The organism is Citrobacter sedlakii NBRC 105722 (assembly GCF_000759835.1).
In the GTDB taxonomy this organism is placed as follows: domain Bacteria; phylum Pseudomonadota; class Gammaproteobacteria; order Enterobacterales; family Enterobacteriaceae; genus Citrobacter_A; species Citrobacter_A sedlakii.
Map to the genome: position 1 here is coordinate 18,635 of NZ_BBNB01000018.1, position 23,512 is coordinate 42,146.

Below are 23,512 nucleotides of genomic sequence, written 5' to 3' on the forward strand. Positions count from 1 at the left end.
GTTTTAGTCAGAAGAAGCAAAAAGATACTCTACCGAAGGATGCAGGTGATTTTCGTGACCATAATCACCATGAGGGAAAACAGTTGCATTGAATTACGCCGATTAAGTGATTCCGATCACAATTAGTTGTCAACCCTGCCTTCCATTGCACAAAAATTGAGCCAATTCAGGCAGTGTGCTTTAGTGAAGGCTGTCTATAGTTAACATTGCGCTATGTATTTTAAGGGTACGGAGAATACCATGACCTCAACACAACAAACGGGCTTTGCACCTGCGGCCTCTCCCCTCGCCTCTACAACGGTTCACACTCCGGACGACGCCATTATTGCCGGTTTTACCTCCATCCCTTCTCAGGGAGAAGATATGCCGGCTTATCAGGCGCGACCAAAACAAAACGATGCGCCCCTGCCAGTGGTCATTGTAGTGCAGGAAATTTTTGGCGTGCATGAACACATTCGCGATATTTGCCGCCGGCTGGCGCTGGAAGGATATCTGGCTATTGCGCCAGAGCTCTATTTTCGCGAGGGCGATCCGAATGATTACAGCGACATCCCGACGCTGTTCAGCAATCTGGTCAGCAAAGTGCCGGATGCACAGGTGCTGGCCGATCTTGACCACGTCGCCAGTTGGGCGGCCCGCAACGGCGGCGATCCGCACCGTCTGATGGTGACCGGTTTTTGCTGGGGGGGACGCATTAGCTGGCTGTACGCCGCGCATAATCCACAGCTCAAAGCTGCCGTCGCCTGGTATGGGAAACTGATGGGTGAAAAGACCCTGAACTCACCGAAGCATCCGGTCGATATCGCCACGGATTTAAATGCGCCAGTGCTGGGGCTGTATGGTGGTCAGGATACGGGGATCCCGCTCGATACGGTTGAGACAATGCGCCAGGCGCTGCGGGCGGCAAACGCGAAAGCAGAGATTGTAGTCTATCCGGATGCCGGACACGCATTTAATGCCGATTACCGTCCGAGTTATCATGCGGAATCCGCGAAAGATGGCTGGCAGAGAATGCTGGCGTGGTTCAGCCAGTACGGTGGGAAGAGAGCGTAATGATTAAAAGCCCGGTGGCGGCTACGCCTTGCCGGGCCTTTGTTACAGGGTTGGCAAAGGTATTAACCCTGACGCAAATTCTGCGCTGCCTTCACCATGTTCGCCAGCGCCGCACGCGTTTCCGGCCAGCCGCGAGTTTTCAGGCCGCAGTCCGGGTTGACCCACAAACGTTCCGCCGGGATGCGCTGGGCCGCTTTTTGCAGCAGGGCTTCAATCCACTCCACGCCTGGCACGTTCGGGGAGTGAATGTCATACACGCCCGGCCCAATTTCGTTCGGGTAGTCGAACTCTTCAAATGACTCCAATAGCTCCATGTCTGAACGCGACGTCTCAATGGTGATCACATCCGCATCCAGCGCGGCAATCGAGTCCATGATGTCGTTAAACTCGCAGTAGCACATGTGGGTGTGGATCTGCGTGTCGTCCTTAGCGACGGCGGCGCTGATGCGGAACGCTTCCACGCCCCACTGTAAATAGGCATCCCAGTCGCTGCGACGCAGCGGCAGACCTTCACGTAGCGCCGGTTCGTCAATCTGGATAATACCAATGCCCGCCGCCTCCAGATCCGCCACTTCATCCCGCAGCGCCAGCGCGATCTGTTTGGCGATGGTTTCGCGGGTTACGTCTTCGCGCGGGAAGGACCAGCAGAGAATGGTCACCGGACCGGTTAACATGCCTTTTACCGGCTTGTCGGTCAGCGACTGAGCGTACTTCGCCCAGTCGACGGTAATCGGCGCAGGACGGCTGACATCACCAATCACCACCGGCGGCTTCACGCAGCGCGAGCCGTAACTCTGCACCCAGCCGTTCTGGGTAAAAACAAAGCCGTCAAGATGCTCACCAAAGTACTCCACCATGTCGTTACGCTCAGCTTCGCCATGGACCAGCACGTCCAGCCCTAATCGCTCCTGTTCAACAATCGCCTGCTTAATGTGTTCGGCAATACCGGTGCGGTAGTGATTCACATCCAGATTACCTTTTTTGAAGTCCAGTCGCAGGCCGCGGATTTCCGTGGTTTGCGGGAAGGAACCGATGGTGGTCGTCGGCCAGGCGGGTAATTTGAAACGCGCACGCTGGGCTTCGGCGCGCACTTCATACGGATTCTGACGTTGACTGTCCTGCGCGGAGATCGCCGCCAGACGTTTTTCTACCGCCGCATTATGTACGCGTGTTGACTGCTGACGCGCCTGAATCGGTACGCTCCACTCGCGAATCGCCGTCGTGTCGCCGCTGTTCAGCGCATCGCGCAGCAGGGCCAGCTCTTCACATTTTTGCAGAGCAAAGGCAAACCAGCTTTTCACCTCCGCATCCAGACGGGTCTCTACGCTCAGATCGATCGGGCTGTGCAGCAGGGAGCAGGAAGAAGCGATCCACAGCTCACGTTTGTCCACGATGTCCTTAATTTGTGCGTATTTTTCCGTTAGATCGGCGCGCCAGACGTTACGACCGTTTACCAGACCTGCAGACAGTAGCCAGTCAGCGGGCAGACGCGTATGCAGTTCCGCCACATCGTCTTTACCGTGTACCAGGTCAACGTGCAGACCCTGTACCGGCAGCGCAGTAATGGTGTCGAGATTCGGCGTCACGCCCTCGAAATAGGTGGTGAGCAGCAGCTTCACCTGTCCGGTGAGCGCGTCATACGCCGGTTTAAAGGCATCGAGCCAAACCTGGGGCAGCTCCAGCACCAGCGCAGGCTCATCGATTTGTACCCACTGAATGCCGCGTTTGCCCAGCTCAATCAGCACCTGTTTATAGACCGGCAGAATATCGTTCAGCAGGCTGAGACGGTCAAATTGCTCGCCTTTCACTTTACCCAGCCACAGGTACGTTATCGGACCCAGCAGGACCGGTTTCACCTGGTGGCCCAGCGCCAGCGCTTCGTCTACTTCGTCCAGAAGCTGGGTCCAGGTCAGTTTGAACTGCTGACCTTTTACGAATTCCGGCACCATGTAGTGATAGTTAGTGTTAAACCATTTGGTCATTTCTGCCGCCGCAGCCGGTTCACCGGTCGGCGCGCGACCGCGACCGATGCGGAACAGGGTATCGATATCAACAGAGCCGTCTTTATTCTGATGACGCGCCGGCACGTTGCCAAGCAGCAGGCTGGTGGTCAGCACATGGTCGTACCAGGCGAAATCGCCTACCGGCAGCAGGTCAATACCGGCCTGTTTTTGTTGATCCCAGTGGCGCGCGCGCAATTCACGCCCTACCGCCAGCAGCTCTTCACGGGACGCGTTGCCCGCCCAGTAGCTTTCTTGCGCTTTTTTCAGCTCGCGACGCAGGCCGACGCGAGGAAAACCGAGGGTGTGATTAATAATTGTCATTTTTATAACCTCATAATGTGTAATCCGAAGGATTTCGGATTTAGGGAAGGCGGCAAACTTGCTCATCCCCAGCAGCTTACTGAAGTAAGTGACTGGGGTGAGGAAGTGCAGCCAACGCACCATAAATTCGAAAGACGCAGGATTTAGACGTCCAGATGTTTACACATCTATATTTGGCGGTTACTGTATATTCCTCAAGCGCAATTTGCTCATGCCGAAGTGAAGGACTTTCATGATCGAGATTAAACACCTGAAAACGCTCCAGGCGCTGCGGAATACCGGGTCGCTCGCCGCCGCCGCCGCGACGCTGCATCAGACCCAATCCGCCTTGTCTCACCAGTTCAGCGATCTGGAACAGCGCCTTGGCTTTCGGCTGTTTATCCGTAAAAGCCAGCCGCTGCGCTTTACGCCGCAGGGTGAGATATTGTTACAGCTCGCCAACCAGGTATTGCCGCAGATTAGCCGCGCGCTGCAGGCCTGTAATGAACCGCAGCAAACACGCTTGCGCATCGCGATTGAGTGCCACAGCTGTATTCAGTGGCTGACCCCGGCGCTGGAGCAGTTCCGCGCGAAGTGGCCGCAGGTAGAGATGGATTTTAAATCCGGGGTGACGTTTGATCCGCAGCCAGCGTTGCAGCAGGACGAACTGGATCTGGTACTGACCTCCGACATTCTGCCGCGCAGCGGGCTGCACTATTCCCCGATGTTTGATTTCGAAGTGCGGCTGGTACTGGCGCCCGATCACCCGCTGGCCAGTCAAATCCAGATCTCACCGGAAGATTTAGCCAGTGAAACGTTGCTGATCTATCCGGTACAGCGCAGCAGACTGGACGTCTGGCGACATTTTCTGCAGCCCGCAGGCATCAGCCCGGCGCTGAAAAGCGTTGATAACACGCTATTGTTGATTCAGATGGTAGCGGCAAGAATGGGCATCGCCGCCCTGCCGCACTGGGTGGTGGAGAGTTTTGAGCGCCAGGGTCTGGTGGTCACCAAAACTCTGGGCGATGGGCTCTGGAGCCGCCTTTACGCCGCCGTGCGCGACGGCGAACAGCGCCAGCCAGTGACCGATGCGTTTATTCGCTCGGCGCGCAGTCATGCCTGCGATCACCTGCCGTTTGTGCGGAGCGCGGAGCGACCCACTTTCGATGCACCCACAGAGAAGCCAGTATCACAACCGCGCCTGTGATAAAGCTCGGCCAGTGAGGCTGTTGATGCCAGATCGCCAGATTAACCAGCAGCCCGGCAGGCACATGCATGTTATTCATAATGCCTAACGTGCCGGCATCCACCTGCGTCGCCCCCACGTTCCACATGAAATAGCCGATACCTGACGCCGCCACGCCGAGGAAGACCAGAATGCCCCACTGCAGCGTCGTTTCTGGCATCTTCTGCGCATTGCCAAGCAAAGACCACGCCGCCACCGCCACCAGAAACGCGCCGACGTAGAACCAGGCGAACGCGTTGTACTGCGGCATAGGGCGGGTTTCCATTAGACGCTTGTAGCCCACCATGCCGATGGCAAAGCTGATATTGGAAAGCTGCACCAGCAGAAGGCCGGTCCAGAAGTGATCGGTGACCTGATCATAACGGATAATACCCGCGCCGATCACCGCCAGAAGGGCGCTAAACGCATATCCCCAGCGCAGGCGGCGTTTGCTCATCACGTCATAAATCAGCGTGATATAAAGCGGCGTCAACACGGTAAACAACAACAGTTCCGACACGGTCAAATACAGATAGGCGTGGAAACTCAACATATACATAATGCCGAGCTGCATCGCGCCCACCAGCATATACAGCCCGACAGTTTTCAGGCTGTGGCCGCGCGTGCGCAGAAACGGTAAAAAGACCAACGCCGCCAGGCCAACCCGCACCAGCACGGCGAAATAGCTGTCGACGTGTCCGGCAAGGTATTCGCCGAACAGGCTAAAAGAAAACGCCCACAGGATGGTGGTAATGATGAGTAACGCCACAATGGAACTCTCCGGGTTCAAGGAGTATCCATTGTAGCGAAGAGTTAGGTTGACAACTGACTAACTAACGAACAATCACCTTAACGCAAAAACAGATTGCGCAGATAATGCGGCACCGCATCATCGGCATTAATCCCAATCACTTCCAGCTCAGCATGTAAATCTTTCAGACGCTGGTGGGCGTTGCCCATAATGCAGCCCTTGCCAGCCATCGACAGCATTTCCGCGTCGTTCATGCCATCACCAAAGGCGATGCAGTCGGTCAGGCTGTAGCCCATCGCCTTCGCCACGGCTTCCAGCGCGTGGCCTTTCGATACGCCGCCTGCCATCACCTCCAGACAGGTGAGCGTGGAAAAACTGACGTTCACGCGGTCCCCCCAGCGCGCGTTGATCGCCTGTTCCAGTGGCAGCAGCACCTCATGGCTGTCGCTGGTGAAGAATACCTTGCTGATGCCTTCCGGCTCCAGCAGCGCCGGCTCAAACAGGGAGTAGTTAAAGACTGCCTCTTTGAAAAAACGCATTTCATCCGGGCGGTGACGGTTCATAAACCATTCATCGTCACGATAGACATTCGTGATGATATCCGGGCTTGCGTTCACCACACCAAACAGATCGCTGGCGATATCGCGATCCAGATTATGGGTAAACACCAGATTGCCGTCCATATCATGCACCCGCGCACCGTTAGAGGTGATCATGTAGGACTTAATTTCCAGATTATCGCGGATTTGTCCCACGTCGACGTGGTGGCGACCGGTGGCAAAAACAAAGTTAACGCCACGCGCGGTCAGCAGTTTCAGTGTCTCTTTAGCGTAAGGAGATAGGGTATGGTCGGGCGAGAGCAGCGTGCCATCTAAATCAGACGCAACAACCTGATACATATAAAAATTCAACCTCTAAGCAAAGCGGTTTCCGCTGGTGAGTTATGCTTGTTGAAAAAATCAACAATAGCGTGAAGCGCGACTGAGCGCATGGCGTCCTTTTCAAAAAGGATCTCATGGTACGCGCCTTTGATGACAAGCGGTTGACCCCCTTCGACCGGGTGTCCCGCCGCGGCGCGGATTTCACAAAAACGGTAATGCATGCGGTTATCCACCACACGCTCTTCTTCGGCCTGGATCAGCAATGTTGGCGTGGCGTCGTCGCCCGCCCCGGCCAGCACGTGTTCTGCCGCCAGGATGCCTTCACGTACCCAATGGTAGGTCGGGCCGCCCACGCGCAGCTGTGGCTCATCGGCGTAAAACCGCAGGTTACGCCGATAACGCTGCCGACTGTGCGTTAACAAATTCATGCCAAACGGCAACGCCCGCCAGCGCCCGGTGCCAATCGCATAACCTTCACGGATGCGGGGATGCCCCTCGGCCCAGTCGAGAATATGGCGAACCATCCAGTCGGGCAGGCGCATCACAATACCAAACATCGGCGCGCACAGCGCGATCGCGTCGCACTGGTTTGGATGACGTTGCAGAAACAAAGTCGCAATCGCGCCGCCCATTGAGTGCGCCAGAATGTAGCGCTTCCGCCACGGTCCCGGCTGCACTTCCTGTTCCCAGAACGCCGTTAAATCATCAACATAATCGTTGAAGTTATCGACATGACCACGGTGCGGATCCGATAACATGCGCCCGGAACGGCCCTGCCCCCGGTGATCAATGATCAGGACATCAAAGCCAAGATGAAACAGGTCATAGGCCAGTTCGGCATATTTAACGTAGCTTTCAATACGCCCCGGACAAACCACGATCACCCGATCGTTTTGCTCTGCGCGAAAACGGACGAAACGTACCGGCACGCTGTCTACGCCCGTAAATTCCGCTTCCTCCCGCTGGCGCCAGAAATCGGTCAGCGGTCCCATTGAGAACGCCGCGAACGCATTTTCTCTCGTTTCCCAGTCTTTTTGCTGCTGAAACATCAGGTATCCAGCCTCGTTTACCAGGTAAAATCATTTTTTTGTCGTTGCCTGACACAACCGCACAACAGTAGCGTATTGTGGCATAAAAATAGACAATCAGGGAGTTTCCGATGACTTTCGAATGGTGGTTCGCCTACCTTTTGACGTCCATAATTTTGAGCCTTTCACCGGGCTCCGGCGCCATCAATACCATGACCACCTCCATTAACCATGGCTATCGTGGCGCAATGGCCTCTATCGCCGGGTTACAGGCGGGCCTGGCTATCCATATCGTGCTGGTCGGCGTCGGACTGGGAACGCTGTTCTCACGGTCGGTACTCGCATTTGAGATACTGAAATGGGCGGGCGCGGCCTATCTGATCTGGTTGGGCATCCAGCAGTGGCGTGCAGCGGGGGCCATTGATTTGACCACCATGGCGAATACCCAATCCCGCGGACGTCTGTTTCAGCGCGCCGTCTTCGTCAACCTGACCAACCCGAAAAGCATCGTTTTTCTCGCCGCGCTGTTTCCGCAGTTCGTCATGCCGAAGGAGCCGCAGCTGATGCAGTACATCATTCTCGGTGTGACGACGATTGTCGTTGATATTGTGGTGATGATTGGTTACGCGACGCTGGCGCAGCGAATCGCGCTCTGGATCAAAGGACCGAAGCAGATGAAGGCGCTGAATAAAGTGTTCGGTTCGCTGTTTATGCTGGTAGGCGCGCTACTGGCTTCGGCAAGGCATGCGTGACAAACGGAGTCGCGCTCGCAATACCTTGTTGACGATCAGAACGGTGGAATATAGACCGTCGAACCAGACAGCAAAGAAAGAAACAGGGTTCATTCTTTGCTGTTGAACGCAGTGTTGCTGGATAGACTGACTCAGCGGTTTATGCTGGAGCAGATGAGCGGACAACAAATTACCGTGCTGGTAAGGCGGGAAATAAATCAGCGCGAAATGATCAAATGGATGCCAAAGCCCGCAAACAGCGCGCCGGCAAAGCCGTCGATCCATTTCGCCAGCCGCTGATAGCCGCGACGCATCTGTGGCAGCGCAAACAGACTCGCCACCACCGTAAACCACGCGAATGTTTCCACGATAATCAGCACAAAGATACCCCAGCGCGCGGCGGTACCCACGTTATCGCCAACAAACAGGGAAAACACCGAACCGAAATAGATTATCGCTTTTGGGTTCGCCAGATTGGTCAGCAATCCCTTCAGAAAACTGCGTCCGCTCTGCGCCAGTTCAACCTGCGGCGCGGGCGCGGCAGTATCCTGCTTTTTCAGCGCGCCGCGTAGCATCTGGTAGCCCATCCAGCACAGATACAGACCGCCGCCGACCATAATAATAGTATGCAGCCAGGCCATTTTTTCAATAATCAGATGCAGGCCAAGCAGCGCGATACCCGCCCAGACCATAACGCCACAGGTAATCCCCAGCACGCCCATCATCGCTTCTTTACGCGAGCGGCTGACGGCAGTCTGCGAGACGAAAAAGAAATCCGGACCCGGACTCATGAGCGCGACAATGTGCACCATCGCCACGGTGAGAAATAACATTAGCATGATCGAAATACTCGCGGGGGAAACAGTTCAGTGAGTCACCATCCTGGCACTTTTTTGCCTGGCTGACTACTCCTCGTCGTCACCGTCTACGTGAGCGCGAATCAGCGCCATAAATTCTTTACCGAAGCGTTCGAGTTTACGCATCCCGACACCGTTGACGCTGAGCATTTCGCTGGCGGAAACCGGCATCTGTTCGGCCATCTCAATCAGGGTGGCATCGTTAAACACCACGTACGGCGGGATATTTTCTTCGTCGGCGATCGCCTTACGCAACTTGCGCAGTTTTGCGAACAACTTGCGATCGTAATTGCCGCCGAAGGATTTCTGCATAACCCGCGGCTTAAGGGCTACGATACGCGGTACGGCAAGCTGAAGCGGCACTTCGCCGCGCAGCACCGGACGCGCCGCGTCGGTCATTTGTAACGCGGAATGCTGGGCGATATTTTGCGTCACCAGGCCCAGGTGGATCAGTTGACGGATCACGCTGACCCAGTGCTCATGGCTTTTCTCGCGTCCCATACCGTAGACTTTGAGCTTGTCATGTCCCAGTTCACGGATGCGCTGGTTGTTGGCGCCGCGGATCACCTCAACAACATACCCCATGCCAAAACGCTGGTTCACCCGGCCTATCGTCGAGAGGGCAATTTGCGCGTCCTGCAGGCCATCGTACTGTTTAGGCGGATCAAGGCAGATATCACAGTTGCCGCACGGCTCCTGCCGCCCTTCACCAAAGTAGTTGAGCAATACCAGGCGACGACAGGTTTGCGCCTCGGCAAACGCGCCCATCGCATTCAGCTTATGTCGCTCGATATCCTGCAGTTGCCCCTGCGGTTTTTCTTCCAGGCAACGGCGCAACCACGCCATATCCGCCGGATCGTAAAACAGCATGGCTTCCGCAGGCAGGCCGTCACGACCCGCGCGTCCCGTCTCCTGGTAATAGGATTCAATGTTGCGCGGAATATCAAAATGCACCACAAAACGCACGTTGGGTTTGTTGATGCCCATGCCGAACGCCACGGTCGCCACCACGATTTGCAGGTCGTCGCGCTGGAATTTCTCCTGCACGTCCGCACGCACGTCATTTTCCAGCCCCGCATGGTACGCCGCAGCGCTAAGCCCACGGCTTTGCAGGCGTGCGGCGGTATCTTCCACTTTCGCCCGGCTGTTGCAGTAAATGATGCCGGACTTGCCGCGCTGCTCCTGCACGTAGCGCATCAGTTGATCGAGCGGCTTAAATTTCTCCATCAACATGTAGCGAATGTTGGGCCGGTCAAAACTGCTGATCTGAATTAAGGGGTCGTTGAGGCCTAATAAACGGACGATATCCAGCCGGGTGGTTTCATCCGCCGTGGCGGTCAACGCCATGAACGGCAGCGCGGGGAAGCGCTGGCGAAGCTGGCCTAACGCCGCGTATTCCGGGCGAAAGTCGTGGCCCCACTGCGAAATACAGTGCGCTTCATCAACGGCCAGTAAGACGGGATTCCAGTGGGCAAGATGCTCGAGGAAGTTATCCAGCATCAGACGTTCAGGTGCGATATAGAGCAAACGAATCTTCCCGGTACGGCATCCTGCCATCACCTCATGTTGCTGTTCACGCGTCTGGGTCGAGTTCAGGCAGGCCGCCGCCACGCCGTTCGCCAGCAGCTGATCGACCTGGTCTTTCATCAGGGAAATCAGCGGCGAGACCACCACCGTTAACCCATCAAGGAGCAAAGCAGGGATTTGATAGCACAGGGATTTCCCGCCGCCGGTCGGCATAACCACCAGGCAGTCGCGTCCGGACATCGCAGTGTCGATGATCGCTTCCTGGCCCGGGCGAAACTGTTGGTAGCCAAAGGTCTCCTGCAAAACCTGTTTAGCTCCGGACTCCAGATTCAACACTTCCGCCTGCGCCACATTCACCCCGTTCGCCATCAAATAAAACAGGCGCTATTTTCAGCGCCTGAGAGAGAAACTGCAATGTTTAATCGATCAGAAGATATCGTTAAGCATCACGCCGACACCCACTCGCGTCTGGTTGAAGTTGTAATCGATAAGCGACTCGCCATAGCCGCTGTATACCTGGGTGTAAAGCCGAACGTGCTTCGTCAGCGGATAGCTCAGACCCAGTTCAGCGCCGCCGTAGCCGGTGTTCCAGTTATACTGTCCTTTCGCGCTCAGCACCGCATCGCCGAGGTGATACCCGATTTTCAACTGGTAATAGCCCATATATTTGGTGATATCGGGGTTATCGTCGGTGCTGCCGATGACGTACCACGGTTTCACCTCCACCAGCCAGTTGCCGTTTTCCGCCATCAGGCGCGTGTAAAGACGGTTCCAGCTACGTGAGGTTGGGTCCGAACGCCCGTTGGAATCATGGTTGTACCCCATTTCCACGTCGCGCAGCGTCCAGCCCGCAAAGCGATAATCGGTTGCAAAGCCGAGAAAAAGTTGTGGCTCGTAGTTGGTTTCACGAAACGGCGAGGACTCTTCGCTGTTGGAAAGCTGCCACCAGGATTTCTGAGTATACGACGCCCCCAGGACTGAATGGGGTCCCAGGATCCCTCGCCACAGCGGGAATGCCAGGCTCAACTGGAATTTCACTTCGTCTTTGCGGGCGTTTTCAGACCAGTTATAAGTGCTGATCGCTTCTTTATTTAAGTCGCTGGTACTGGTGTAGATCAGGTAGTTGGTGTCGTAAGGGTAAAGCGTGAACGGATTGTCATGCTCCACCAGCATATTGGCGATGATACTGCCCTGTACCGACGGCGTGTCATGCACCTCTTTTACTGTCGCTTCTTGCGCAAAAGCGACCACTGGCAGCATAGCTGCCGTCCATAAACCACCCAGAATCGCCCGCATTCTTGTTGTTCTCCTGAACGAAATAGTTAAGTTTTGAATAAAAATTGTTTCCGCCATTCTACATATTTACTGGTGTTGCGGTTAGTTATCCCGTCTTAAAGTAGAAATCAACAAACAAGAAGCATAACATCAACATTTCATTAACCAATGGAGTGACGGAATCGTATGTCTGCTGTACTCACCGCGGAGCAAGCCCTGAAGCTTGTGGGCGAAATGTTTGTCTACCACATGCCGTTTAACCGGGCGCTGGGGCTGGAACTCGAACGCTACGAAAAAGAATTTGCCCAACTGGCGTTTAATAATCAACCGATGATGGTCGGTAACTGGGCGCAAAGTATTTTGCATGGCGGAGTGATCGCCTCAGCGCTGGATGTTGCCGCCGGACTGGTTTGCGTAGGTAGCACGCTGACACGCCATGAAACCATCAGCGAAGACGAGCTACGTCAACGGCTGTCGCGAATGGGGACCATCGATTTACGCGTCGATTACCTGCGTCCGGGCAGGGGTAACCGTTTCACCGCTACCAGCAGCTTGCTGCGCGCCGGGAATAAAGTCGCCGTGGCGCGGGTGGAATTACACAATGAAGAGCAGTTATACATTGCCAGCGCCACCGCCACTTATATGGTAGGGTAAAACACGATAAACTGTTGTTACATTTCAGACACGAGTTTTCCCGATGGATGCAAAGCAAACGCGGCAGGGCGTGTTACTCGCTCTTGCCGCTTATTTTATTTGGGGCATCGCCCCTGCGTACTTCAAACTGATTCATTACGTTCCTGCGGATGAAATCCTGACGCACCGGGTGATCTGGTCATTCTTTTTTATGGTGGCGCTGATGAGCGTCAGCCGTCAGTGGTCCGGCGTCAAAACGCTGCTGCAGACACCGAAAAAGGTGTTCCTGCTGGCGTTGTCTGCCGTGCTGATTGGCGGTAACTGGCTGTTGTTTATCTGGGCGGTGAACAATCACCACATGCTGGAAGCCAGCCTCGGTTACTTCATTAATCCGCTGGTCAATATCCTGCTGGGAATGATTTTCCTCGGCGAACGCTTTCGCCGGATGCAGTGGGTGGCCGTGATTCTGGCGGTGTGCGGCGTGCTGGTGCAGTTATGGACCTTTGGGTCGCTGCCAGTCATCGCGCTGGGGCTGGCGTTTAGCTTTGCCTTTTACGGTCTGGTCCGTAAAAAGATTGCCGTGGAAGCACAAACCGGCATGCTGTTTGAAACGCTGTGGCTGTTGCCAGTGGCGGCGATTTACCTGTTTGGTATTGCGAACAGCACAACCAGCCACATGGGGCAAAACCCGCTGTCACTTAATCTATTGCTGATCGCCGCAGGCGTCGTGACTACCGTCCCGCTGCTGTGCTTTACCGGCGCCGCAACCCGTTTGCGCCTCTCAACGCTGGGCTTCTTCCAGTACATTGGCCCGACGCTGATGTTCCTGCTGGCAGTCATGTTTTACGGCGAAGTGCCGGGGGCAGATAAGATGGTGACGTTCGCGTTTATCTGGGTGGCGCTGGCGATTTTTGTCGCCGATGCGATTTATACCCAGCGCCGGACGCGTAAAGGCATGTGATTTACCCGTCCCCCTGACCCTCTCCTGTCTGGAGAGGGAACCCGCCAGGTTTTACAGCCAGTTCTTACGTTTAAAGTACAGATACGGCGCCAGCCCCGCGAGGATCATGAAGATAATCGCGCCAGGGTAGCCAAAGCTCCATTTTAGCTCCGGCATAAACTCAAAGTTCATCCCGTAACTGGATGCCACCAGCGTCGGCGGCAGGAACACCACGGAGACCACCGAGAAGATCTTGATGATGCGGTTCTGCTCGATGTTGATAAAGCCCATCGCCGCCTGCATCAGGAAGTTCACCTTCTGGAACAGAGATTCGTTGTGCGGTAGCAGGGATTCGATATCGCGTAAGATCTCGCGCGCCTGCTCCAGTTGACCACCCGGCAGACGCGCTTTGCGTACCAGGAAGTTCAGCGCGCGCTGGGTATCCATCAGACACAAACGCACCTTCCAGCCGATATCCTCCAGCTCCGCCAGCGTCGAAAGCGCTTCATCATATTCATCGCCCTGATGCCCTTCCATGATCACACGGCTAAGCTGTTCCAGGTCGCTGTAGATGTTTTCAATTTCATCCGCCAGCTGTTCGATTTTGGTTTCGAACAGATCGAGCAGCAGCTCATAGGCGTTACCGTCGACCATCGCCTGGCTACGGGCGCGCATGCGGTATAAACGAAACGCGGGCAGTTCGCGCTCACGCAGGGTAAACAGACGGCCATCGCGAATGGTAAACGCCACGGTGGAGTTACCGGCGTGATCTTCCGCGTCTTCAAAGAAGAAGAAGGAGTGGATGTGCAGGCCGTCTTCGTCTTCAAAAAAACGCGCGGATGCTTCGATGTCTTCCAGTTCGGGGCGGGTTGCCAGGCTCTGCCCCAGCTCGGATTGTACGCGCAAACGCTCGTCATCGTCCGGTTCGACCAGGTCGACCCACACGGCATCAATCAGGGTTTGTGATTCTTCGACTTCCAGCCGGCTCAGTCGATTGTTTTCCAGTTGAAATGCGCTCAGCATGACCGGGACTCCCAATGCGTAAAAATATCGGACAGTTCGGTGGGCACACAGAAACAAATTGGGTTTCAGACCATAAAAGCCTGACTCAGCGCGACGGGAAAAAATGCAGGTCGCTGACAACCGCTAAGGCCATCAGCAAAAAGGGATAGCCTTAGGAGTTGATCCTGGATGACAGGATAATGAGCCAGTATCTACTGGGTGTGTCCAAGGCGAATGTCCTCTTAGCGTAATCGTGCGCGCATGTTACGCCAGCAAAAATTTGCCGTCAACTCGCAACGGAACGCGAAAAAGTAATAATTTCCCCTTATGTAAAAAGGTTAGCAGAGAGGGGGGATTTATCTATGATTTCAGAATATTAAGCGGCGTTGTGGAAGCGAAAAGCGTCTGTCTGATAAGACTGCCGTCATCCGGGAATAAGCCAGGCCGGACGATGGCATAACTCCCTTATCCGGCCTAAGAATCAATGCGTTAGCGCCATCAGACCGTTTCCAGCTTCGCGTATGCCGCGACCAGCCATTTTATCCCCTGTCCCTGGAAGGCGACCTGTAACCGGCTGTGCTCGCCGCTGCCTTCCAGATTCACAATGGTGCCGTCACCGAACTTCGCATGGCGCACGCGCTGGCCCAGCTTATACCCGGTATCGTTTTCTGCAAGGGGCGCGCCCATCCGCTGATGGCTGACCGGACGGCTGACCGTCGCCCGCAGGCGGACTTCTTCCACACACGCTTCCGGTAGTTCGCCGATAAAGCGCGACGGGCGGTGATAGACCTCTTTACCATACAGACGGCGGGTTTCGGCGTAGGTCAGGGTAAGTTTTTGCATCGCGCGTGTTACGCCAACGTACGCCAGGCGGCGCTCTTCTTCCAGACGCCCCCCTTCATCCAGCGACATCTGGCTGGGGAACATCCCCTCTTCCATGCCGACGATAAACACCTGTGGGAATTCCAGCCCTTTCGCGGAGTGTAACGTCATGAGCTGAACCGCGTCCTGCCAGGTATCCGCCTGCCCTTCTCCCGCTTCCAGCGCCGCGTGGGAAAGGAACGCCTGCAGCGGCATTAAATCTTCATCTTCTTCGTTGTAGCTGAACTGACGCGTCGCCGTCACCAGCTCCTCTAAGTTTTCAATACGGGTTTGTCCTTTCTCGCCTTTTTCCTGCTCGTACATAGTGCGCAGCCCGGAATCTTTAATCACCCGGTCAGTCTGCACGTGCAGCGGCATATCGGCGGTTTCCTGCGCCAGCGCGTCAATCAGCTCCATAAAACGCTGGAGCGCACTGGCGGCGCGTCCGGCCAGCGCTTTTTCTTGCAACAGGTCGCGACAGGCCTGCCAGAGAGTAAGCTGGCGATCGCGCGAGGTCTGGCGCACCACGTCAAGGGTGCGATCGCCAATTCCGCGGGTTGGCGTATTGACCACGCGTTCAAAAGCGGCGTCGTCATTGCGGTTCGCGATCAGGCGCAGGTAAGAGAGTGCGTCTTTAATTTCCTGACGTTCGAAGAAGCGCATACCGCCATAAATTCGGTACGGCATGCTGGCTTGCAGCAAGGCTTCTTCCAGCACGCGCGACTGGGCGTTGCTGCGGTAGAGAATGGCGCACTGTTCCAGCGCCCCACCGTTGTCCTGCCAGGTTTTGATGCGGTTAACCACAAACCGCGCTTCGTCCAGTTCGTTGAAGGCGCAGTAAAGCGAGATAGGCTCACCGTCAACGCCGTCGGTCCACAGTTTTTTCCCCAGTCGACCGTTGTTATTTTCAATCAGGGCGTTGGCCGCGCTCAGGATGTTGCTGGTCGAACGGTAGTTCTGCTCCAGACGAATGGTTTGCGCGCCGGGGAAGTCGTTGAGAAAGCGCTGGATATTTTCTACCTGCGCGCCGCGCCAGCCATAAATGGACTGGTCGTCGTCGCCCACAATCATCACTTTTCCGCTATCGCCCGCAAGCAAACGCACCCACGCGTACTGGATGTTATTGGTATCCTGAAATTCGTCCACCAGAATATTGGTGAAACGCTCGCGGTAGTGCTGAAGGATATGCGGTTTATTAAGCCATAGCTCATGGGCGCGCAGCAGCAGTTCGGCAAAATCCACCAGTCCGGCGCGATCGCACGCTTCCTGATAGGCCTGATACACCTTCTGCCAGGTCTGCTCTACCGGATTTCCAAAACTCTGTAGGTGGTGTGGCCGCAACCCTTCGTCTTTCTGGCTGTTGATGAACCACATGGCCTGGCGCGGCGGCCACTGCTTCTCGTCAAGGTTCATCGCCTTGATCAGGCGCTTGAGCAGACGCAACTGGTCTTCACTGTCCAGGATCTGGAAATCCTGCGGCAGGTTGGCGTCCATGTGGTGCGCACGCAGCAGCCGGTGTGCCAGCCCGTGGAAGGTCCCCACCCACATTCCGCCCTGGCTGGTGCCCATCAGTTGGCCGATACGGTGGCGCATTTCCGCCGCCGCTTTGTTGGTGAAGGTCACCGCCATAATCGAATACGGCGAGTTGTTCTCCACGGTCAGCAACCAGGCGATACGGTGTACCAGAACGCGGGTTTTACCACTCCCCGCCCCGGCGAGAACCAGCATGTTGCTGCGTGGCGCGGCCACCGCTTCGCGCTGTTTGTCATTGAGGCTGTCGAGCAGGTAAGAAACGTCCATTGGCACCGCCGCGTATAAGTAGGTAGGGCGGATAAGCGTAGCGCCTTCCGCCAAAAAAAGCTGGGTATATATACAGAGTTCTGCTGGTGATTATATCAGCGTCGTGAGGGATGCCAACCGTGAAATTTCCATATGCGGCAACAAGCGGCTGTCATAGGTCTGCATCAGGTCGGCATTTTGCGGTTTGATCCAGCAGGCCTGCAAACCGCTGCGGATCGCTCCGGCAACATCGGTGGTCAGATCGTCGCCCACGTGCAGTATCTCGCCGATCGGTACGTTGAGTTTTTCCGCCGCCAGAAAGTACATGTCGCTAAACGGCTTTGAGCGACCATCCGGACCTGCGCGCAGCACAAATTCAAAATAGTCGCCAAGACCAAACAGTTCCGGCTGGGCGTTACCGTTGGTGATCGCCACCAGCGGCCATTTCTTCGCTAACGCCTTCAGCGTGTCATGCGTGGCTTGCGGCACATCGACCTGACTGCGCCATTTAGCAAAGTTCATCATCGCCGCATTTGCGCCTGCTATCGCGTCTTCCGCCGGGAGGCCTGCGTTGAGCATTGCCCGTTCCACCGCGCGATGCCGCCAGCGGGTCACATCGTGATAGATGTCCGGTTCCGCCTCGCGCACAACCTGGCGCAGGCGTTGCAGATCGGCATTCTGAATCGTGCGCAGCGCCGGATGATAATTTTGCACAAAGGCAAGCGCTTCCTGCTCGGTGCGCAGGATAACCGGACGGTTATCATAAAGGGTGTCATCGAGATCGAAGGTGATCGCGGAAATGTGCCCTAAAGGCCGGTAAAAACGCATTATTTCCCCCGTTTGGCGCGCGGGTGCGCCGCATCGTACACCGAGGCAAGGTGTTGAAAATCCAGATGAGTATAGATTTGCGTGGTGGAGAGGTTAGCGTGTCCTAACAGCTCCTGTACGCCACGCAGGTCGCCGCTTGACTCCAGCATGTGGGTCGCGAACGAATGACGTAACTTGTGCGGGTGGACGTGGCTGTTCAGTCCCTGTTTGATCCCCCACTCGGCAAAACGCTTCTGCACGTTACGCGCGGAGATCCGCTTGCCAAGCTTCGACAGGAACAGCGCGTCTTCTTCACTGCCAAACAGACCGCGCAGATCCAGCCAGTGTTCAATCCACGCCACTGCGTTCCGGCCAATGGGCAAACGGCGCTCTTTGCTGCCTTTCCCCATCACCCACACTTCGCCAGTGTCGAGATCGAGATGCTTAATATCCAGCCCCACCAATTCGGACAAACGCAGCCCCGCGCCGTACATCACCTCCAGCATCGCCCGGTCGCGCACGGCGAGCGGATCGTTAAGGTCGATGTCCAGCAAACGGTTCATGTCGTCGACGTCGATATTTTTCGGCAAATGGCGAGGCGTTTTCGGCGCAGAAACGCCTTTAGCCGGGTTGGCGCTCAGTTTTCCTTCGCTGACCATCCAGTCGAAGAAACTGCGCAACGCGGAAAGACGTAACGCCAGGCTGGCAGGGCCAAGCCCCTGTCGACGGCTGCGCGCCGCGAAACTGCGCACCATCGCCGCGTCACAGTGTTGCCAGCTCTCCAGTCCCGCCGCGGTAGCAAGGGCGATAATGGCATCCAACTGACGCTGGTAGTTTTTCAGCGTAATGGGGCTAAGCTGGCGCTCCACGCCGAGATAGCGCAGGAAACGGTCGACATCGGTGTTGAAATCGCTCATACGCGTTCAATCCAGCGCTCCAGCAGATCCGGTAGCATCAGCGCGACCTCCTGCAGCAACTGCGTCCCCTGTCCCTGTTGATAATGATGCACATCGCGGCTGCTGAATACGATCACGCCCAAATCGCCGTCGCGCCCCAACATCGACATCGCGACCGAGCCAATCGCTTTGGCTTCCGGCAGCACCACCAGCAACTCCGGACCGTTTAAAGGCCCAAGATAATGGTGTGCCTGCCCCAGTCGTTGAATACGCAGCGGTTCAAAGGCTTGCCGGTTTAGCGCCAGATGGGTGTAGCTCGACGGCGCGCCGAGTCGCCAGCGATCGGGAAACAAACGGACGGTCGCGCCCGCCAGCCCCAGATCCCGCGCCCAGCGATGAAAGCGCATTAACATATCATCCAGGCTGGTTGCAGCGACCAGCCGCCCCTGCAAATGCAGAAGACGGTAAAACAGGCTTTCGTTCGCTGTCGCCTGCGCCACCAGCAGCGACATGTTTTCTTCAAGAACGTTGATGTGATTACGCGCGCGCGCCATATGCCACTCAACCAGCGATACCGTGCCCCGCACCGGATGGGGAACACGCATCGCTTCCACCGCGTGCGCGTTGCGGATAAAGAATTCAGGATTCTTTTGCAGATAGTCGACGACCGCCCGGTCATCGAGTTCCATAAGCGTTTCCTGTAGTTCTTCCCCTGGCTGCTTCATAGATGGATAAACCCGTCGTAAACATGTGCCGCCGGACCTGTCATGTATAACGGATGGCCCGGACCTTTCCAGGCGATATCAAGGCGACCGCCCGGTAATTCGACGCGAACATCTTCCGCCAGCAGACCCTGTTGAATGCCGACGGCGACGGCCGCGCACGCACCGCTGCCGCAGGCTTGCGTCTCGCCCGCGCCGCGCTCGTAAACGCGTAAACGAATATGCTCACGCTTCACAACCTGCATAAAACCAATATTTGCCCGCTCGGGGAAACGCTCGTGGCTTTCCAGCACCGGTCCAAGCGTTTCCACTGCCGCCGTGTCGACGTCATCGACCTGAATCACGCAGTGCGGGTTTCCCATTGAAACCACGCCGCACAATATTGTCTGCTCGGCGGCGCGCATAATATAGGTCTTTTCCGCTTTGTTCGCGCGAAACGGCACTTGAGACGGCTCGAAATTGGGTTCCCCCATGTTCACCCGCACCAGCTCGTCGTCCGTTACGCTCAGCACCATTCGGCCATTGGCCGTACTGACGCGAATATCGCGTTTATTGGTCAGCCCTTTCAGGCGCACAAAACGCGCGAAGCAGCGCGCGCCATTACCGCACTGGGACACTTCGCTGCCGTCGGCATTGAAGATGCGATAATGAAAATCCAGCTCCGGATCGTACGGCGGCTCGACCACCAACAATTGGTCAAATCCCACGCCCAGATGCCGGTCAGACAGGCGGCGGATGAGTTCCGGTGAAAAAAAGACATTCTGCGTTACCGCGTCGACGACCATAAAATCGTTGCCAAGGCCATGCATTTTAGAGAATTGCATTATTCACTCCGTTCACGCGGGGACAGAAACACACCGTCAGTAGTTCACCTGCGTTGGCCCGTCTCCCGTTGCGCGATCGTTTTGATCGGGCGTCGTTGATTGCGTTTGCGGATCAACAGGTTTGGTCGGCGGCGGCGCGTTTTTATCGGCTGGCGGGAAATAAAGCGGACCTTTTAAGCCACAGCCCGTCAGGCTGAACAGAGTCAGAAGTACAGCGAGTGCCTGAAACACGTTTTTCATTATGGATTGCCTGTAAGTTCATGCTTTCTGCTTTCTATCATCGCAGGAGAAGACGTAAAAGCAAGAGTTTGCCAGTAATCTGCAACACGTTTTGTTTCGCGTTATACTGCCGCCATCACGAAAAAAACGGGAAACGACAATGAACGACAGTGAATTTCATCGCCTGGCAGATACCCTGTGGATGACCATCGAAGAACGTCTGGACGATTGGGACGGTGACAGCGATATCGACTGCGAGATCAATGGCGGCGTGCTGACCATTAGCTTTGAAAACGGCAGCAAAATTATTATCAACCGTCAGGAACCGTTGCATCAGGTATGGCTGGCAACCAAACAGGGCGGTTACCATTTTGACCTGAAAGGCGACGAATGGGTGTGCGATCGCAGCGGCGAAACCTTCTGGGATCTGCTGGAACAGGCGGCAACGCAGCAGGCGGGCGAGACGGTCAGCTTCCGCTAAGTTTGTTTCAGGTTCGTCCGAATGTCGGCCCGATAAGCGAAGCGTCATCGGGCGCGATAATTACGAAAAGTACTGTTGCAGCAGCGGCGCGTCGTTATCCTGGTTGGCCGGCGGGACGTTGCTGATAGATTGCGCGCGGAACGGGATCACCTGGGCGCGCCCGTCGGTTTTCACAATCTGATAAAACTGCGGCAGGTTGAAATTTATGAAGCTGGAGCCGTAAGTAAAGCGGTCATGCGACGACGAGTAGAAGCGGCTGACGTCACGCACCAGCTCTTCCTTACTGCCTTCGCAGTGATGATACACTTCCGCACGGTTGCTCTCGTCCAGAATGTAAATATTAAAGCCCTTCTCATCGCCGGTTTCTTCAAAGAAGAACTGGATGATCCCTTCGCTGGCAAAGCCATCCACCACCGGCGGCAGCTTCACCTGGTTCGTTTCCACCTGCACGGAAAGGCCGTGCAGCTTGTTATGCGAAATCGCGCCGTAAAACTCAATGGCGTTTTCCAGCTTCTGCACCGACACGTTAAGGCGCTCAAAGAACAGGCCCCAGGTCTGGCCGGAAACGCGCAGCGCCTTAAAGCGTCCCGTTTCCTGGCGGGTGCTGGAAAGACGCAGTTCAATGCACTCGGAAACCAGTTGCTGTACGCGGGTACGAATTAAGCCGCGCAGATGCTGGCTGTAGCAGAACACTTCCACGCTGTCCGGCGGCGCGGCATCCTGGTGCATTTTGCCGAGAATCGTCTTCAGCGCTTCGATCATCGCCTGTTCGCCGTTAAAGTGCAGGGTACGCACTTCGTTCCACGAGTTGCGGTACAACAGGTCAACGCTGCCGACCAGGCAATTTTGCTCTTCGCCAAAGCTGAACACATCCAGTTTACGGAAGTCGAAATGCACCACCTGATTGCGGAACGCCGCCGTCGGGTCATATTCAAGGTTAACGATAATCGCCAGATGGCGAATTTCACACGGACTGTAGAGCGCTTTCGGCGTCGGCGCTGGCAGACGCAACGGGAAGTGATGCGAAACATCCGCCACCATCTCCTGCAGCTTCGGCAGGTCCACAATACCGTTGCCCTTAATAAACAGATGCGTCCGCGAGGTCAGCAGGCCGTTAAACCACGCCCAGGCCACCAGTTTGTTCAGATAGCGGTTATATTCCAGCGGTTGATGGCTGATGATCGAATCCATGTTCGGCGCGCGGTTATAAAGATACCAACCTGAACGGTTGGCGCGGCCCGGCGGCACATGGATAAAGGTTAAATTCGGTTCAGAGAGATCGGGCGAAATCTGCGGGTTCACCAGCGTGACTTTACCCGGCAGGGCTTCAAACGCCGCGTACAGTTTACGGGTGAGAACGCCGATATCCTGCGGACTGGCGCTAACACTAAGGTTATTCCTGCGCGCAAAGCGGATAAGATTACGATAGCTTTGCATCATGGCGTCGAGCAGCTCGTTATGCGCTTCACGCACCTGATCGATCTTCCAGTTTGCCCGGTTATCGAGCATAGCCAGACGGGCGTCGTCCCATCCCCATTCATTCACTAACTGGCTGAGTACCTCACGTCGCCAGCCCACACAGGCGCGCTCGCGGCTCAGTTTCTCGCACACTTTCAGATAGAAACATCGACGCACCAGATCCAGGCGCGTCGGATCTTCAATCGCCGTGAGATATTCAGTAACGCGCTCCAGCATCATGCAGTATGGATCGAGCCCAAATGAGACAATTTCGCCGTCGTGCAGGCGCTGTTTAATGTCTTTTGCCAGCAGGCGCGGATTGGGGTATTCCCAGGAATAAGCCTCAAGCAGCAGCGTTTTGAGCACCGCTTTGTAGGGGGAATCAATGCTTTTATACAGTTGCCACAGGCTGGCGCCGAAGTATTCTTCGGCGGAGAGTGAGCTTAAGCCGCCCAGATCCAGCCATTCGTTCGGCGTAAGCACGCCCTGCGCGTAGAGCGTCATCACGTAGTCATCGTAATGCTCTTCTTCGTCGCCCGGCACCATATTCCACAGAATACGCTTACCGGCGAGGCGCACAGCAGTGCGGTAAAATTCGTCGAGCAGCAGGATGTGCTGGGTGGAGCCACAGTCTTCTCCCCCCAGGCTACCGCTTTCATTGTGACGGAAACGGTTTTCATCGATCAGGAAGAAGCTGACTTCCACCCCCAGCGAGGCGGCCCAGCTTTCCAGCAGGCTACATTTTCGTTGCAGTAGTTGGCGCTCTTCACTGTCGAGCCACGACTGGTGGCATACCCAGATATCCAGGTCAGACGAACAGCTTTGCCCAACGGAGGAGGTGCTGCCCATTGAGTAAACGCCAGTGATAGGCAATTCGCCCTTCGGCGGATCCTGCGGCGCGAGTCCGCGGTGCAGTTCCAGTTCGTTCAGGTAGTGGCGTTGGGTTTCATCAGGCGTGTAGAAGCAAATGCCTCGGGGAACGTTACCATCGAGGTACCCCGGCATCAGCGGATGGTGGTAATGCAATAATGTCGGCAGAAGACTGTACACCTGCTGAAAAGCAGGTCCCATGGCAGCAAGCGCGCGATCCACGCGCAATTGATTTATGGCATCCAGTCTCTGTTTCAGAGTCTCAATATAGAGGTACAAGACGTATCGCCTGATGTTGCTACCCGTCATGTTGTCGATCGTCGCAGTAAGAACGCCTGCGCGCGACCTTCACCATTCGGGATAAACCGTATGTCAAAAAAACCGTTACC

22 protein-coding genes and 1 pseudogene are annotated in these 23,512 nt (G+C 55.8%); 7 read left to right on the forward strand and 16 right to left on the reverse strand.

The features are described 5' to 3' along the window. Positions 1-240 precede the first annotated feature (240 nt). A complete protein-coding gene (locus CSE01S_RS20845; RefSeq protein ID WP_042292744.1) occupies positions 241-1,053 on the forward strand; it encodes a dienelactone hydrolase family protein in 813 nt (270 codons plus the stop codon). Between the two features lie 62 nt (positions 1,054-1,115). Here the strand turns inward: CSE01S_RS20845 and metE are convergent, their stop codons facing one another. Continuing rightward, entirely contained in the window at positions 1,116-3,377 is a 2,262-nt protein-coding gene (gene metE, locus CSE01S_RS20850; RefSeq protein ID WP_042292862.1) for a 5-methyltetrahydropteroyltriglutamate--homocysteine S-methyltransferase, read from the reverse strand. A gap of 232 nt (positions 3,378-3,609) precedes the next feature. On the opposite strand from metE, the gene metR reads away from it, so the two are divergent. Beyond that, the gene (gene metR / locus CSE01S_RS20855) at positions 3,610-4,563 is read left to right on the forward strand and encodes an HTH-type transcriptional regulator MetR (protein WP_042292748.1); all 954 of its coding nucleotides are present in this window, start codon (positions 3,610-3,612) and stop codon (positions 4,561-4,563) included. On the opposite strand, the gene CSE01S_RS20860 is transcribed toward metR, so the two are convergent. The 3 genes from CSE01S_RS20860 to pldB form a co-directional block, all read right to left on the reverse strand. Continuing rightward, on the reverse strand, positions 4,451-5,350 hold the full coding sequence (locus CSE01S_RS20860; protein ID WP_042292751.1) for a carboxylate/amino acid/amine transporter: 900 nt from the start codon (positions 5,348-5,350) through the stop codon (positions 4,451-4,453). The two genes, metR and CSE01S_RS20860, sit on opposite strands and share 113 nt — an antisense overlap. Positions 5,351-5,430: 80 nt before the next feature. Then, positions 5,431-6,231 (reverse strand): sugar/pyridoxal phosphate phosphatase YigL, encoded by an 801-nt coding sequence (gene yigL / locus CSE01S_RS20865; protein WP_042292754.1) that lies wholly within the window; start codon positions 6,229-6,231, stop codon positions 5,431-5,433. Positions 6,232-6,239: 8 nt separating this feature from the next. Beyond that, positions 6,240-7,262, reverse strand: coding sequence for a lysophospholipase L2 (pldB, locus tag CSE01S_RS20870; RefSeq protein WP_042292755.1), 1,023 nt, complete (start codon positions 7,260-7,262; stop codon positions 6,240-6,242). Between the two features lie 110 nt (positions 7,263-7,372). On the opposite strand from pldB, the gene rhtB reads away from it, so the two are divergent. After that, complete coding sequence (gene rhtB, locus CSE01S_RS20875; protein WP_042292759.1) at positions 7,373-7,993, forward strand: homoserine/homoserine lactone efflux protein; 621 nt, start codon at positions 7,373-7,375, stop codon at positions 7,991-7,993. 108 nt (positions 7,994-8,101) lie between these two features. Next, positions 8,102-8,176 (forward strand): annotated as a pseudogene (locus CSE01S_RS23435) (hypothetical protein); the annotation flags it as partial. Positions 8,177-8,190: 14 nt separating this feature from the next. Here CSE01S_RS23435 and rhtC read toward each other — a convergent pair. The 3 genes from rhtC to pldA all read right to left on the reverse strand — a co-directional run bounded on the left by rhtC (position 8,191) and on the right by pldA (position 11,652). Next, the gene (gene rhtC, locus CSE01S_RS20880; protein WP_042292762.1) at positions 8,191-8,811 is read right to left on the reverse strand and encodes a threonine export protein RhtC; all 621 of its coding nucleotides are present in this window, start codon (positions 8,809-8,811) and stop codon (positions 8,191-8,193) included. 66 nt (positions 8,812-8,877) lie between these two features. Next, positions 8,878-10,707, reverse strand: a complete 1,830-nt coding sequence (gene recQ, locus CSE01S_RS20885) for an ATP-dependent DNA helicase RecQ (protein ID WP_042292863.1) — start codon at positions 10,705-10,707, stop codon at positions 8,878-8,880. Positions 10,708-10,782: 75 nt separating this feature from the next. Next, a complete protein-coding gene (gene pldA, locus CSE01S_RS20890) occupies positions 10,783-11,652 on the reverse strand; it encodes a phospholipase A (RefSeq protein WP_042292764.1) in 870 nt (289 codons plus the stop codon). A gap of 165 nt (positions 11,653-11,817) precedes the next feature. Between pldA and yigI the strand changes: the two genes are divergently transcribed. Both yigI and rarD read left to right on the forward strand, forming a co-directional pair. After that, positions 11,818-12,285 (forward strand): acyl-CoA thioesterase YigI, encoded by a 468-nt coding sequence (gene yigI / locus CSE01S_RS20895; protein WP_042292767.1) that lies wholly within the window; start codon positions 11,818-11,820, stop codon positions 12,283-12,285. Between the two features lie 43 nt (positions 12,286-12,328). Continuing rightward, positions 12,329-13,225: an EamA family transporter RarD gene (gene rarD / locus CSE01S_RS20900; protein WP_042292770.1), complete on the forward strand. Its 897-nt coding sequence runs from the start codon at positions 12,329-12,331 to the stop codon at positions 13,223-13,225. A gap of 51 nt (positions 13,226-13,276) precedes the next feature. On the opposite strand, the gene corA is transcribed toward rarD, so the two are convergent. From corA to lptM, 8 genes are all read right to left on the reverse strand, one after another. Beyond that, positions 13,277-14,227, reverse strand: coding sequence for a magnesium/cobalt transporter CorA (corA, locus tag CSE01S_RS20905; protein ID WP_042292773.1), 951 nt, complete (start codon positions 14,225-14,227; stop codon positions 13,277-13,279). 151 nt (positions 14,228-14,378) lie between these two features. Next, positions 14,379-14,435, reverse strand: coding sequence for a YsgD/CorL family protein (gene ysgD, locus CSE01S_RS23325; RefSeq protein WP_212723238.1), 57 nt, complete (start codon positions 14,433-14,435; stop codon positions 14,379-14,381). A 269-nt stretch (positions 14,436-14,704) separates the two neighbouring features. Beyond that, positions 14,705-16,867 (reverse strand): DNA helicase II, encoded by a 2,163-nt coding sequence (uvrD, locus tag CSE01S_RS20910; protein WP_042292776.1) that lies wholly within the window; start codon positions 16,865-16,867, stop codon positions 14,705-14,707. Positions 16,868-16,957: 90 nt separating this feature from the next. Next, positions 16,958-17,674, reverse strand: coding sequence for a 5-amino-6-(5-phospho-D-ribitylamino)uracil phosphatase YigB (gene yigB, locus CSE01S_RS20915; protein WP_042292778.1), 717 nt, complete (start codon positions 17,672-17,674; stop codon positions 16,958-16,960). Continuing rightward, positions 17,674-18,570, reverse strand: coding sequence for a tyrosine recombinase XerC (gene xerC, locus CSE01S_RS20920; protein ID WP_042292780.1), 897 nt, complete (start codon positions 18,568-18,570; stop codon positions 17,674-17,676). Before xerC ends, yigB begins: the two co-directional genes overlap by 1 nt. After that, complete coding sequence (locus tag CSE01S_RS20925) at positions 18,567-19,274, reverse strand: DUF484 domain-containing protein (RefSeq protein WP_042292783.1); 708 nt, start codon at positions 19,272-19,274, stop codon at positions 18,567-18,569. The genes xerC and CSE01S_RS20925 overlap by 4 nt, the downstream gene beginning before the upstream one ends. Next, positions 19,271-20,095, reverse strand: coding sequence for a diaminopimelate epimerase (gene dapF, locus CSE01S_RS20930; RefSeq protein WP_042292786.1), 825 nt, complete (start codon positions 20,093-20,095; stop codon positions 19,271-19,273). Before dapF ends, CSE01S_RS20925 begins: the two co-directional genes overlap by 4 nt. A 36-nt stretch (positions 20,096-20,131) precedes the next feature. Beyond that, positions 20,132-20,335, reverse strand: a complete 204-nt coding sequence (lptM, locus tag CSE01S_RS20935) for an LPS translocon maturation chaperone LptM (protein WP_042292789.1) — start codon at positions 20,333-20,335, stop codon at positions 20,132-20,134. Between the two features lie 139 nt (positions 20,336-20,474). Between lptM and cyaY the strand changes: the two genes are divergently transcribed. Then, a complete protein-coding gene (gene cyaY, locus CSE01S_RS20940) occupies positions 20,475-20,795 on the forward strand; it encodes an iron donor protein CyaY (RefSeq protein ID WP_042292793.1) in 321 nt (106 codons plus the stop codon). Between the two features lie 60 nt (positions 20,796-20,855). On the opposite strand, the gene cyaA is transcribed toward cyaY, so the two are convergent. Next, positions 20,856-23,402, reverse strand: coding sequence for a class I adenylate cyclase (gene cyaA, locus CSE01S_RS20945; RefSeq protein WP_042292797.1), 2,547 nt, complete (start codon positions 23,400-23,402; stop codon positions 20,856-20,858). Between the last annotated feature and the right edge of the window lie 110 nt (positions 23,403-23,512).

Excerpts from the sequence above, each read along its gene's own strand:
- CSE01S_RS20845 (WP_042292744.1), top strand. The coding sequence starts at position 241 with ATGACCTCAACACAACAAACGGGCTTTGCACCTGCGGCCTCTCCCCTC.
- metE (WP_042292862.1), bottom strand. The coding sequence starts at position 3,377 with ATGACAATTATTAATCACACCCTCGGTTTTCCTCGCGTCGGCCTGCGT.
- metR (WP_042292748.1), top strand. The coding sequence starts at position 3,610 with ATGATCGAGATTAAACACCTGAAAACGCTCCAGGCGCTGCGGAATACC.
- yigL (WP_042292754.1), bottom strand. The coding sequence starts at position 6,231 with ATGTATCAGGTTGTTGCGTCTGATTTAGATGGCACGCTGCTCTCGCCC.
- pldB (WP_042292755.1), bottom strand. The coding sequence starts at position 7,262 with ATGTTTCAGCAGCAAAAAGACTGGGAAACGAGAGAAAATGCGTTCGCG.
- rhtB (WP_042292759.1), top strand. The coding sequence starts at position 7,373 with ATGACTTTCGAATGGTGGTTCGCCTACCTTTTGACGTCCATAATTTTG.
- rhtC (WP_042292762.1), bottom strand. The coding sequence starts at position 8,811 with ATGCTAATGTTATTTCTCACCGTGGCGATGGTGCACATTGTCGCGCTC.
- pldA (WP_042292764.1), bottom strand. The coding sequence starts at position 11,652 with ATGCGGGCGATTCTGGGTGGTTTATGGACGGCAGCTATGCTGCCAGTG.
- yigI (WP_042292767.1), top strand. The coding sequence starts at position 11,818 with ATGTCTGCTGTACTCACCGCGGAGCAAGCCCTGAAGCTTGTGGGCGAA.
- rarD (WP_042292770.1), top strand. The coding sequence starts at position 12,329 with ATGGATGCAAAGCAAACGCGGCAGGGCGTGTTACTCGCTCTTGCCGCT.
- corA (WP_042292773.1), bottom strand. The coding sequence starts at position 14,227 with ATGCTGAGCGCATTTCAACTGGAAAACAATCGACTGAGCCGGCTGGAA.
- uvrD (WP_042292776.1), bottom strand. The coding sequence starts at position 16,867 with ATGGACGTTTCTTACCTGCTCGACAGCCTCAATGACAAACAGCGCGAA.
- yigB (WP_042292778.1), bottom strand. The coding sequence starts at position 17,674 with ATGCGTTTTTACCGGCCTTTAGGGCACATTTCCGCGATCACCTTCGAT.
- xerC (WP_042292780.1), bottom strand. The coding sequence starts at position 18,570 with ATGAGCGATTTCAACACCGATGTCGACCGTTTCCTGCGCTATCTCGGC.
- CSE01S_RS20925 (WP_042292783.1), bottom strand. The coding sequence starts at position 19,274 with ATGAAGCAGCCAGGGGAAGAACTACAGGAAACGCTTATGGAACTCGAT.
- dapF (WP_042292786.1), bottom strand. The coding sequence starts at position 20,095 with ATGCAATTCTCTAAAATGCATGGCCTTGGCAACGATTTTATGGTCGTC.
- lptM (WP_042292789.1), bottom strand. The coding sequence starts at position 20,335 with ATGAAAAACGTGTTTCAGGCACTCGCTGTACTTCTGACTCTGTTCAGC.
- cyaY (WP_042292793.1), top strand. The coding sequence starts at position 20,475 with ATGAACGACAGTGAATTTCATCGCCTGGCAGATACCCTGTGGATGACC.